The sequence below is a fragment of the Cellulomonas sp. EB106-03-03-XG116 genome (assembly GCF_058792015.1).
The window spans coordinates 25111-36232 of record NZ_JBYTEP010000019.1 but is presented as its reverse complement, the minus strand read 5'-3'; the positions used below and the strand labels follow the sequence as shown (position 1 = coordinate 36232).

10 protein-coding genes are annotated in these 11122 nt (G+C 75.5%); 6 read left to right on the top strand and 4 right to left on the bottom strand.

Translation table 11 applies throughout. From position 1 onward, the window contains the following. Positions 1–893 (bottom strand): LysM peptidoglycan-binding domain-containing protein (locus AC3WUG_RS09420; protein WP_492327409.1); only part of this gene is annotated, 893 nt, incomplete at its 3' end. A 262-nt stretch (positions 894–1155) separates the two neighbouring features. On the opposite strand from AC3WUG_RS09420, the gene AC3WUG_RS09415 reads away from it, so the two are divergent. After that, a complete protein-coding gene (locus tag AC3WUG_RS09415; protein WP_308160795.1) occupies positions 1156–1575 on the top strand; it encodes an Rv2175c family DNA-binding protein in 420 nt (139 codons plus the stop codon). Positions 1576–1596: 21 nt separating this feature from the next. Here AC3WUG_RS09415 and AC3WUG_RS09410 read toward each other — a convergent pair whose 3' ends face one another. After that, complete coding sequence (locus AC3WUG_RS09410; protein ID WP_492327408.1) at positions 1597–2715, bottom strand: polyprenyl synthetase family protein; 1119 nt, start codon at positions 2713–2715, stop codon at positions 1597–1599. Between the two features lie 17 nt (positions 2716–2732). Next, entirely contained in the window at positions 2733–3245 is a 513-nt protein-coding gene (locus AC3WUG_RS09405) for a hypothetical protein (RefSeq protein WP_492327407.1), read from the bottom strand. 127 nt (positions 3246–3372) lie between these two features. Here AC3WUG_RS09405 and AC3WUG_RS09400 point away from each other — a divergent pair, with 127 nt between their 5' ends. From AC3WUG_RS09400 to AC3WUG_RS09385, 4 genes are all read left to right on the top strand, one after another. Further along, positions 3373–4749, top strand: coding sequence for a DUF4192 domain-containing protein (locus AC3WUG_RS09400; RefSeq protein WP_492327406.1), 1377 nt, complete (start codon positions 3373–3375; stop codon positions 4747–4749). Between the two features lie 128 nt (positions 4750–4877). After that, a complete protein-coding gene (locus AC3WUG_RS09395) occupies positions 4878–5276 on the top strand; it encodes a universal stress protein (RefSeq protein ID WP_217613885.1) in 399 nt (132 codons plus the stop codon). A gap of 231 nt (positions 5277–5507) precedes the next feature. Further along, positions 5508–7112 carry an RNA polymerase sigma factor gene (locus tag AC3WUG_RS09390; RefSeq protein WP_492327405.1) on the top strand — a complete coding sequence of 535 codons (1605 nt, stop codon included), beginning with the start codon at positions 5508–5510 and terminating at the stop codon, positions 7110–7112. Positions 7113–7306: 194 nt separating this feature from the next. Beyond that, the gene (locus tag AC3WUG_RS09385; RefSeq protein WP_492327404.1) at positions 7307–8356 is read left to right on the top strand and encodes a zinc-binding dehydrogenase; all 1050 of its coding nucleotides are present in this window, start codon (positions 7307–7309) and stop codon (positions 8354–8356) included. A 109-nt stretch (positions 8357–8465) separates the two neighbouring features. Here AC3WUG_RS09385 and AC3WUG_RS09380 read toward each other — a convergent pair whose 3' ends face one another. After that, positions 8466–8705 (bottom strand): DUF7455 domain-containing protein, encoded by a 240-nt coding sequence (locus AC3WUG_RS09380; RefSeq protein ID WP_492327403.1) that lies wholly within the window; start codon positions 8703–8705, stop codon positions 8466–8468. A gap of 195 nt (positions 8706–8900) precedes the next feature. Here AC3WUG_RS09380 and AC3WUG_RS09375 point away from each other — a divergent pair, with 195 nt between their 5' ends. Continuing rightward, the gene (locus AC3WUG_RS09375; protein ID WP_492327402.1) at positions 8901–11048 is read left to right on the top strand and encodes a DNA gyrase/topoisomerase IV subunit B; all 2148 of its coding nucleotides are present in this window, start codon (positions 8901–8903) and stop codon (positions 11046–11048) included. The last annotated feature ends 74 nt before the right edge of the window (positions 11049–11122 follow it).

Genomic DNA, 11122 nt, shown 5'->3' with positions numbered 1-11122 from the left:
GCGGCGCCGGACGCGCCGGGGATCGTCAGGGTCTGGCCGACGCGGATGAAGGCGCGGGAGTCGAGGCCGTTGGCGGAGGTGATCGCCGCGACCGTGGTGCCGTAGCGCTTCGCGATGGCCGAGACGGTCTCGCCGGAGGCGACGGTGTGCCGGCCGCCCGTGGCGGCGGGCGCCGTCGCGGCGGCGGTCATCGTGGCGGCGCCGGACGCGCCGGGGATCGTCAGGGTCTGGCCGACGCGGATGAAGGCGCGGGAGTCGAGGCCGTTGGCGGAGACGACCGCGGCGACGGTGGTGCCGTAGCGCTTCGCGATGGCCGAGACGGTCTCGCCGGAGGCGACGGTGTGCGCCCCGCCCGCGGCGGCGGGTGCGGCCGTCGCGGCCGCCGCCGTCGTGGCGGCGCCGGACGCGCCGGGGATCGTCAGGGTCTGGCCGACGCGGATGAAGGCGCGGGAGTCGAGCCCGTTCGCCGAGGTGATCGCCGCCACCGTGGTGCCGTAGCGCTTCGCGATGGCCGACACGGTCTCGCCGGACGCGACCGTGTGCGCGCCGCTCGCCGGGGCCGCGGTCGTGGTGGCCGCGGCGCCGCCGGAGGTCGGGATCGTGAGGCGCTGGCCCTCGCGGATGAAGGCGCTGCCGTTCAGGCCGTTGGCGCCGCGGACCGCCTGCACGCTCGTGCCGTACTTCGCGGCGATGTGGCTGACGGTGTCGCCGGAGCGCACCGTGTACTGCTCGTCGGCGTGCGCGGCCGGGGCCGCGGCGGTGGCCGCGACCGCGGCGATGGCGAGCGCGCCGGTGCTGGTGGCGAGGCGCCGACCGCGGCGGCCCGTGGCGCGGGCCGGGGCGCCGAGGGCGCGCGCGGCCTGGTCCGTGAGGGCGAGGGCGGGCTGCGACATGGTGGGGACCCCTGGTGCTGAGACGGCGTGGTGCGGTGGCGTGACGCGCCGGCGGCGCGTGACTCGTGTGACTCGTGTGACTGAAGTGACCAGTGCGACGGTAGTGCACGGCCAGGGGCCTGGGAAGTCGGCGGAGCCATTTGGTGCAATGACCAGGACATTTCGGACGCATTCCTCACGCCCCCGGGCGAGTGGGCTGCACCACCAGGGTGAACGCGGCGCCGTGCGCGCGGCGGGCCCGTCCGTCAGTACGCTGGCCCGCGTGACTGCGCAGATCCCCGATGACCTGGTCGACTCCTGGCTGACCGTGCCCGACGTGGCGGAGGAGCTCGGCGTCGACGCCGGGAAGGTCCGTCGCCTGCTCAAGGAGCGCCGGCTGGCCGGCGTCCGCCGCGGCGACCCGCCCGTGCTGAGCATCCCCGCCGCGTTCCTCGTGCCCGTCGACGCGCGCAACCCCGCGACCGCGCCCGAGGGCTACGCCGAGGAGGCGCCCGAGGCGCGCTCGGCCGTGCTCGCCTCGCTGCAGGGGACGCTGTCGGTGCTCGGGGACGTCGGGATGCCGGACGCGGAGGCCATCGCGTGGCTGTTCACGCCCGACGAGTCGCTGCCGGGGCGGCCGGTGGACGCGCTGCGCGCCGGCCACAAGACCGAGGTGCGGCGACGGGCCCAGGCGCTGCTCTGACGGCCGCGCCGACCGCCGGGCTCAGGCCCGGCGTTCGACCGCCGCGTGCCCGAGCGCGACGAGCATCGCCCGGCCGTCCTCGGTGAGCTCCGCCCGGGCGAGCGCGGCGAACCCGCGCGCGCTCAGGTCGGCGATGAGCGCCTCGACCTCGGCCACGGCGCCGCTGGCCTCGATGCGGGCGGCGAGCGCCCGGCACGCCTCGTCGTCGAGGCCCCGGTCGCCGAGCCCGGCGTGCAGCGCGTCGGCCAGGCCGGCGTCGCCCGTGGCCCGGGCGCGGGCCATCGCGCGCGCCACGAGCACGGTCCGCTTGCCCTCGCGGAGGTCGTCGCCCGCGGGCTTGCCCGTCGTGGCCGGGTCGCCGAACACGCCGAGCAGGTCGTCCCGGAGCTGGAACGCCTCGCCGAGCGGCAGGCCGTACGCGGCGGTGGCGGCCTGCGCGTCCTCGTCGGCGCCGGCGAGCACGGCGCCCAGCAGCAGCGGGTGCTCCACGCTGTAGCGCGCCGCCTTGGCGACGATCACCTCGCGGGCGCGCCGCTCGTCCGCCGCCGGGTCCTCGCCCCAGGGCAGCACCTCCGCGAGCAGGTCGAGGTACTGCCCGACGGTGACCTCGGTCCGCATCCGCTCGAACACCGCGTGCGCCGCGGCGCGCCGCTCCGCCGGGAGGTCCGCCACGGCGCGCGCGAACTCGCGCTCGCTCGCGACGAGGGCGAGGTCGCCGAGCAGGATCGCCGCCGACTCGCCGAACCGGTCCGGGTCGCCGGACCAGCCCTGCTCGACGTGCCGGGCGGCGAACCGCCGGTGCGCCGCCGGCCTGCCCCGCCGGGTGTCGGAGTCGTCCATCACGTCGTCGTGGAACAGCGCCGCCGCCTGGAACAGCTCCAGCGCCGCGCCGACGCGGAGCACCACCGCCGCCTCGGGGGAGGCGGGGTCACCCCCGTGCGCGCGCCACGACCACCAGCAGAACGCCGCACGCAGCCGCTTGCCGCCGCCGAGCATCTGGTCCAGGGCCTCGGCGAGCGGTGCCGCGCCGGCGCCCGACCGGACGAGCTCGGGCAGCAGCGCCTCGACGTGCTCGGTGAGCAGGGCGTCGACCCGGGTGCGGAGGTCCTCGGCGTCGACGAGTGCGGGGGCGGTGCTCACCCGGCGAGCCTAGGGCCTCAGAGCCGGACGGTCCCGCCCAGGGTGAGCGTGCGGAGGCCGTCGCGGTCCAGCACGCCCAGGGTCAGCAGCTCGGCGGCGCCGTCGCCGCGGACGAACGTCGAAGTCGCCGCCAGGCCGGTGGATCCGGGGTCGACCACCGTCTCCGCGAAGCCCGCCGCGACGAGCTGGTCCCGCACCGCCTGCACCAGCTGGTCCGTCGCGAGCGGGCTGCGCAGGTTGAGGCTGATGGTCGTCAGCCCGGTCGCCGCGTCGGTCTCGGCGCTCGACACCAGGATCTCGCTGCCCTCGGGGGGCGACACCAGGTCGGACGGGAAGCCGGCCGCCAGGTCGCCGACCGCCGACCCCGTCGACGTCGGGCTCGGCAGCAGGGACTCCGTGGGAGCCGGCGCCGGTGCGGTCGCGGTCGCGGCGGTGCCGGTCGGCCGGGCGGCGTCGTCCTCGCCGGTGCAGCCGGCCGTGCCCAGCGCCACGACGGTCAGGAGGACGGCGGCGAGGGGACGGCGGAGCACGGGCGTCACAGTAGCGCCGCTCGGTGAGCGGGTGCCGAGCCCTCCACAGGCCCGGGGGTGGTGCGTCGTCCCCAGGGCGGGGCCGGTGGTGCGGCGGGGGCTGCCCGCGGTGCGGTCGGGTGGGGCCATGACGACGACCACGCCCCGGCCGGGTGACCGGCCCGACGCCCCTCCCGGCGGTGCCCCCGCCACCGGCCCCTCCGACCCCCGCACCACGCTCCGGCTCGGGCACCCGCGCGAGCTGCTCGCGCTCGTGCCGTACCTGCTCGGGTTCCCGCCGCGGGACTCCGCCGTGCTCGTCTCGCTCCGGCCGCCGGGGCTCCGGCTCGGGATGGTCGCGCGCGCCGACCTGGACGACCTCGTGGGCCCGGACGGCGCGCGGCTCGCCGCCGGGCTCGCGGGCCACCTGCGGGCGGACGGGGCGGCCGAGGTGGTCGTCGTCCTGCACGCGGGGGAGGGGGACCCGCGCGACCCCGACCGCGGCCTGCGGGTCGCCCGCGGCTCCCGCGCCGGGCGCGCCGCGGACGTGCTGCGGCGCGCCGTCGCCGAGGTCGCGCCGCTCACCGTCTGGTCCGTGGCCGACGAGCGCTACGTCGGGCTGGACTGCCGGGACCCCGGCTGCTGCCCGGTCGGCGGCCACCCGCTCGCCGACCTGTCGGGCGGGGAGCTCGCGGGCCGGCTGGTCGGCCGGCGCGGCGGGGTGGCCGGCTCCCGCGAGGAGCTCGGGCTGGTGCGCCCGGCGGCACCCGGACCGCGCCGGTCCGCCGCGACCGCCCGGTCGCGCTGGCTCGACGCCCTGCTGCGCGCGGACGGGCCGGACGCGGTCCTGCGCTGGCGGCAGCGCTCGCTCGCGGCCTGGCGCGCCGCGGCCGCCGCGAGCCGCGACGGGGGCGGGGGCCGGCCGTCCGCCGCGGTGCTCGGGCGGCTGGAGGCGGCGCTGCTCGACCCGGTCGTCCGCGACGCCGTCGTCCTCACCCTCGTGGACCCGGACGACGAGGGGCTGCCCGACGCGGTGCTCCGCACGGGCGGGGTGGGGCTCGGGGCGCCGGCGGACGAGGACCCCGCGGGGGACGCCTGGTGCGGCCGGGAGCCCGACCCCGACCCCGACTCCGAGCCCGGCCCCGACCCCGACCCCGGACCCGACCGCGATCCCGACCCCGACCGCGATCCCGCGCCCGGCCGCGGTGGCGGCACCGTCTCCGAGCGGGTGCGCGCCGCGCTCGACCTGGTGGTCGACCCGGTCCGGGGCCGGGAGCCGCGCGAGGACGTCACGGTCCCGGGGCGGGCGCTGCTCGAGCACGTCGTCGCCCACGGGCGCCGCGACCGGCAGGCGCCCGCGCTCACCGTGCTCGCGCTGCTGGCGTGGTGGGACGGGGACGCCGTGCGGGCCTCGGTCCTGGTCGAGCGGGCGCTGGACCAGGACCCCGGTCACCGGCTCGCCGAGCTGCTCGACCGGGCGCTCGGCGCGGGGCTGCCGCCCGGGTGGGTGCGTCGCCGCTGCTGAGCGCCCCGCGGCCGGTCGTGCGCCCCGACCCCTTCCGGTACGGTCGGACCACGGTCCACGGCCCGCACCCGCGCGACGGCGCTCCGGTGCGCGCCCGAGGACGCACAGCGCACGTGCGAGGAGCACACATGAGCATCGTGGTCGGGTACCTGGCGACCGTCGAGGGGCGTGCCGCCCTCGCCGCGGCGACGGGCGAGGCGGTCCGGCGGTCCGAGCCGCTCGTCGTCGTCGTGAGCGAGCGCGGGGACGAGACCGACGAGCAGCGGGCCGAGCTCGCCGCGGCGCTGGACGAGGTCCGCGCGTCGCTCGAGTCGGAGGACGTCCCGCACGACGTCCGCGTCATCACGGGCGGCCGCGACGTCGCGGAGTCGCTCATCGGCACCGCCGAGGAGACCGACGCCACCCTCATCGTCATCGGCCTGCGCCGGCGGAGCCCGGTGGGCAAGCTGATCCTCGGCGCGAACGCGCAGCGCATCCTGCTCGACTCCCCGTGCCCCGTGCTGGCGGTCAAGCCCGACCCCAGCTGATCCGGGTCCCGCCGGCCACGGCCACGGCCACCCGGCGGCGACACGCCCGGGTGCCCGGGACACGCCGGGTCCCGGCGACGCGCACACGTCGACACCCGCCGCGGGAATCCGCGGCGGGTGTCGTGCGTTGAGCACCTACGACAGGTCATCCGGCCTGCCGGACCGAGGCCTCGCCGCCCGTCCGGGGGCATCCCGAGGTGGGTGCGGGCCGGTACAATATCGAGGTACCCGATGCGCCGAACCGGGTCCCTTGCTGCCGAAAGGTCATTCGTGACGCCCCAGACTCCCACCCCCACACTCCCGCGTGAGTTCGAGCACCCCGCCCTGCAGGACCTCGTGCGCGCCGGGCGCACCAACGGCAGCGTCGACGCCGCTGCGCTGCGTCACGCGTGCGAGGCCGCTCAGGTGGAGGACGCCCGGCGGCTGAAGGCCGTCGTGCGCGGTCTGGCCAACGCCGGCATCACCATCGAGGAGCCGACCGCCGCGCCCGCCCGCGCCGTCGCGGCCACCACCGCCAAGGCGCGCCCGTCGGCCAAGGCCGTCGTCGCGGCCGAGGACGGCGACGAGGCGGAGAAGCCCGCCCGCAAGACCCGCGCCGCCGCCGCCAAGCCGGCCGCCGCCAAGAAGGCGACCGCCGGCAAGGCCGCCACCGCCAAGCCCGTCAAGGCGACGAAGGCCACCAAGGCCAAGTCGGACGAGGACGGCGAGGAGGAGGACGTCGAGCTCGAGGACGTCGAGATCGACGACGCCGAGCTCGAGGCCGGCGACGACGCCGAGGAGACCACGGAGGACGGCGAGTCCGAGGAGACCCCCGCGGCCGCCGCCAAGAAGGCCCCCGCGGCCGAGGAGTCCACGGACACCGGCTTCGTCGTGTCCGACCGCGACGAGGACGACGCCCCGGCCCAGCAGGTCGTGACCGCGGGCGCCACCGCCGACCCGGTCAAGGACTACCTCAAGCAGATCGGCAAGGTCGCGCTGCTGAACGCCGAGCAGGAGGTCGAGCTCGCCAAGCGCATCGAGGCCGGCCTGTTCGCCGAGGAGCGCCTCGCCGCGATCGGCGACGACCTCGAGCCGAAGGCGCGCCGCGAGCTCCAGTGGATCGCGCAGGACGGCCGTCGGGCCAAGAACCACCTGCTCGAGGCCAACCTCCGCCTGGTCGTCTCGCTCGCCAAGCGCTACACCGGCCGCGGCATGCTGTTCCTGGACCTGATCCAGGAGGGCAACCTCGGTCTGATCCGCGCGGTCGAGAAGTTCGACTACACCAAGGGCTACAAGTTCTCGACGTACGCCACGTGGTGGATCCGCCAGGCGATCACCCGCGCGATGGCCGACCAGGCCCGCACCATCCGCATCCCGGTGCACATGGTCGAGGTCATCAACAAGCTGGCGCGCGTGCAGCGGCAGATGCTCCAGGACCTCGGTCGGGAGCCCACGCCGGAGGAGCTCGCCAAGGAGCTCGACATGACCCCCGAGAAGGTCGTCGAGGTCCAGAAGTACGGCCGCGAGCCCATCTCGCTGCACACCCCGCTCGGCGAGGACGGCGACAGCGAGTTCGGTGACCTCATCGAGGACTCCGAGGCGGTCGTGCCCGCGGACGCGGTGAGCTTCACGCTGCTGCAGGAGCAGCTGCACCAGGTGCTGGACACCCTGTCCGAGCGCGAGGCCGGCGTCGTCTCGATGCGGTTCGGCCTCACGGACGGCCAGCCGAAGACGCTGGACGAGATCGGCAAGGTCTACGGCGTGACGCGCGAGCGGATCCGCCAGATCGAGTCGAAGACGATGTCCAAGCTGCGCCACCCGAGCCGCTCCCAGGTGCTGCGCGACTACCTGGACTGAGCCGGTACGACGGAGGGCCCACCCCGCACGGGGTGGGCCCTTCGTCGTACCCGGGCGTCGCGGTGATGTCCGGTTCGGGACCTCGGTCCCACTCGGCGACCCGCGCGGCGGAGGTGGATGGGGGACGAAGGTCACCTCGACGGCGAGGCGACCCAGGCAGGCGGGCGACGGCGCCCGCCGGAGGAGGTCCCCCGATGAAGGCACTCGTGTACCACGGCCCGGGACGCAAGGAGTGGGAGGACGTGCCGGACGCGCACGTCGTCGACGCGACCGACGTGGTCGTCCAGGTCGACACGACCACGATCTGCGGCACGGACCTGCACATCCTGCTCGGCGACGTCCCCGCGGTCACGCCCGGACGCGTCCTGGGCCACGAGGCCGTCGGCACCGTGGTTGAGGTCGGCCCGGCCGTCGGGAAGTTCGCGGTGGGGGACCGCGTCGTGGTCCCGGCCATCACCTCGTGCGGCACCTGCCGGTACTGCCGGGTCGGCCGCGCGAGCCACTGCCAGTCGGTCGGCGGGATCGGCTGGGTGCTCGGGCACCTGGTGGACGGCACCCAGGCGGAGCTGGTCCGGGTGCCGTTCGGCGACACCTCGCTGCACCGCGTGCCCGCCGGCCTGTCGGACGAGGAGGTGATCTTCCTGTCCGACATCTTCCCGACCGGCTACGAGATGGGCGTGCGCAACGGCGCGGTCTCGCCCGGCGACGCGGTGGTCTGCATCGGCGCCGGACCGGTCGGGCTGGCGGCGATGGCGACCGCGCACCTGCACGGCGCCCGCCGCGTCGTCGCGGTCGACCTCGACCCGTTCCGGCTCGACCGCGCCGTGCAGGACTTCGGGGCGACGCACGCCGTGAACTCGGGCGCCGCCGGCTGGCAGGACGAGGTCCGGGACCTCTGCGGCGGCCGGGGCGCCGACGTGGTGATGGAGGCCGTGGGCCTGCCGCAGACCCTGGAGGCCGCGTTCGACCTGGTGGTCCCGTACGGCCACGTCGCCAACATCGGCGTGCACGGGCACCCGGTCACGCTGCCGATCGACCGGCTGTGGATCGAGAACATCACGATCACGATGGGCCTGGTCGACGGTGTCACGGCGCCGATGCTGCTCGACCTCGTGGCGGAGGGCTCCCTCGACATCCGCCCGATGGGGACGCACACGTTCGCCCTCGACCAGATGCACGAGGCGTACGAGGTGTTCGGCGCCGCGGGGCGGCACGACGCGCTCAAGGTCGTCCTGCGGCGGTGACCGCACGCGGAAGGGGCCCGTCCGGCTGCAGCCGGGCGGGCCCCTTCCTTCGTGTCGTCGCGGCGCGCGGCACCCGTTCGCGGTGCGCGGCCGGCCTGGGTGGCGCGGCTCAGCGAGCGGCGCCGGCCCCGGCTCCGTGCTCGGCGAGCAGCTTGTCCGTCTCGTCCTGCACGTGGGTGGCGACCTGCGAGTACTTCGGCGCGTGCTCGCGCGCGTGGTGCGCGCAGAACAGGAGCTCGCCCACGGGCAGCTGCACGCGGACGTAGGCCTGAGCGCCGCAGCGGTCGCAGCGGTCGGCTGCGGTCAGCGGGTTCGTGGTCTCGATCGTCTCGGTCACGCTGACATACAACCATCCCGGGCCGGGATCCTTCCCGTCGGGGGCGGGTGGTTCGCTCACCGCGTACGCCGGATCACCCGGCGTCATCGACCCGTCACGGGACCGACACCGGATCGTGACCGCGCGCGCACGGCGCGCTGAGGAACGGCGTCGGAGTGCGGCATGGTGCCGCGGATGTGTCGGTCCGAGCGATTACCCTCGGGACTCGTGTCGACCGCATCCGCCGAGTCCAGCTACACCGCCCGCCACCTCTCCGTGCTGGAGGGGCTCGAGGCGGTGCGCAAGCGCCCGGGCATGTACATCGGCTCCACCGACTCCCGGGGCCTCATGCACTGCCTCTGGGAGATCATCGACAACTCGGTCGACGAGGCCCTGGCCGGGCACGGCGACCGCATCGACATCGTGCTGCACGCCGACTCGTCGGTGGAGGTGCGCGACAGCGGCCGCGGCATCCCGGTCGACGTCGAGCCCAAGACCGGTCTGACCGGCGTCGAGGTCGTGCTGACCAAGCTGCACGCGGGCGGCAAGTTCGGCGGCGGCTCGTACGGCGCGTCCGGCGGCCTGCACGGCGTCGGCGCCTCGGTGGTCAACGCGCTGTCCGAGCGCCTCGACGTCGAGGTCGACCGCGGGGGCAAGACGCACCGCATGACGTTCCACCGGGGCGAGCCGGGCGTGTTCGACGACGCGGCCGGCCGCAGCCCCGAGTCGCCGTTCGAGCCGTTCGTGGCCCGCTCGCAGCTCGACGTCGTCGGCAAGGTCGCGAAGGGCCGCACCGGCACCCGCATCCGGTACTGGGCCGACCGGAACATCTTCCCGACGTCGGCGGTGTTCTCGTACGACGAGCTCGTGACCCGCGCCCGGCAGACGAGCTTCCTGGTGCCGGGCCTCACGATCACCGTGCGCGACGAGCGCGGCCTCGCCGGCACCCCCGGCGCCGAGGGCCCGCACGAGGAGGTGTTCCGGCACGACGGCGGCACCGTCGACTTCGCCGACTTCCTCGCGCCGGACGCCCCGGTGACCGACACCTGGCAGCTCACCGGCTCCGGCACCTTCTCCGAGACCGTGCCGGTGCTCGACGCCCGCGGGCACATGACCCCGCAGGAGGTGCAGCGCGACTGCGAGGTCGACGTGGCGCTCCGCTGGGGCACGGGCTACGAGACCGAGGTCCGCACCTTCGTCAACATCATCGCGACGCCCAAGGGCGGCTCGCACCTGGCGGGCTTCGAGACCGCGGTGCTCCGCACGATCCGCAAGCAGGTGGAGGCCAACGCCCGCCGGCTGAAGATCTCCGCGAAGGACGGCGGGGAGAAGATCGAGAAGGACGACGTGCTCGCCGGCCTCACCGCCGTCGTGACCGTCCGGCTGGCCGAGCCGCAGTTCGAGGGCCAGACCAAGGAGGTGCTCGGCACCGCCCCGGTCCGGAACATCGTCGCGAAGGTCGTCGACACCGAGCTCGCCGCGCTGATGACGTCGGCCAAGCGCGAGCACAAGGCCCAGTCGGCCGCGCTGCTCGACAAGGTCGTGGGGGAGATGCGCGCCCGCGTCTCGGCGCGCAAGCAGAAGGAGATCTCCCGCCGGAAGACGGCGCTCGAGTCCTCGTCCCTGCCCGCGAAGCTCGCGGACTGCCGCAGCGACGACGTGTCGCGCAGCGAGCTGTTCATCGTCGAGGGCGACAGCGCGCTCGGCACCGCCAAGCTCGCGCGGTCCTCGGACTTCCAGGCGCTGCTGCCGATCCGCGGCAAGATCCTCAACGTCCAGAAGGCGTCGATCTCGGACATGCTGCGCAACGCCGAGTGCGCCGCGATCATCCAGGTGATCGGCGCGGGGTCCGGCCGCACGTTCGACCTGGACGCCGCGCGGTACGGGAAGATCGTGCTGATGACCGACGCCGACGTCGACGGCGCGCACATCCGCACGCTGCTGCTCACGCTGTTCTTCCGGTACATGCGGCCGCTGGTCGAGGCCGGCCGGGTGTACGCCGCGGTCCCGCCCCTGCACCGCATCGAGGTGATCGGCGCCGGCAGCCGGAAGAACGAGTACGTCTACACGTACTCCGAGGCCGAGCTCGCCGCGACGCTGAAGAAGCTCGACAAGGCCGGCAAGCGCTACAAGGAGGACATCCAGCGCTACAAGGGCCTCGGCGAGATGGACGCGGACCAGCTGTCGGAGACGACGATGGACCCGCGGCACCGCACGCTGCGCCGGGTGACCCTGCCGGCGGCCGAGTCGGCCGACGCGCTGGTCCGCAGCGCGGAGGAGACGTTCGAGCTGCTCATGGGCTCGGACGTCGCGCCGCGCAAGGACTTCATCGTGGCCGGCGCGTCGACGCTGGACGCCTCGCAGATCGACGCCTGACCCGCGGGCTCCCGAGGGCGTCGGGCGCCCGTGACCAGCGCCCCGGTGCCGCCGGCGGCGATTTCGCGTGACAG

Bases quoted from the DNA above. Each gene is read 5' to 3' on its own strand.
- AC3WUG_RS09390 (WP_492327405.1), top strand. From the start codon at position 5,508: ATGCGCCGAACCGGGTCCCTTGCTGCCGAAAGGTCATTCGTGACGCCC.
- AC3WUG_RS09400 (WP_492327406.1), top strand. From the start codon at position 3,373: ATGACGACGACCACGCCCCGGCCGGGTGACCGGCCCGACGCCCCTCCC.
- AC3WUG_RS09385 (WP_492327404.1), top strand. From the start codon at position 7,307: ATGAAGGCACTCGTGTACCACGGCCCGGGACGCAAGGAGTGGGAGGAC.
- AC3WUG_RS09395 (WP_217613885.1), top strand. From the start codon at position 4,878: ATGAGCATCGTGGTCGGGTACCTGGCGACCGTCGAGGGGCGTGCCGCC.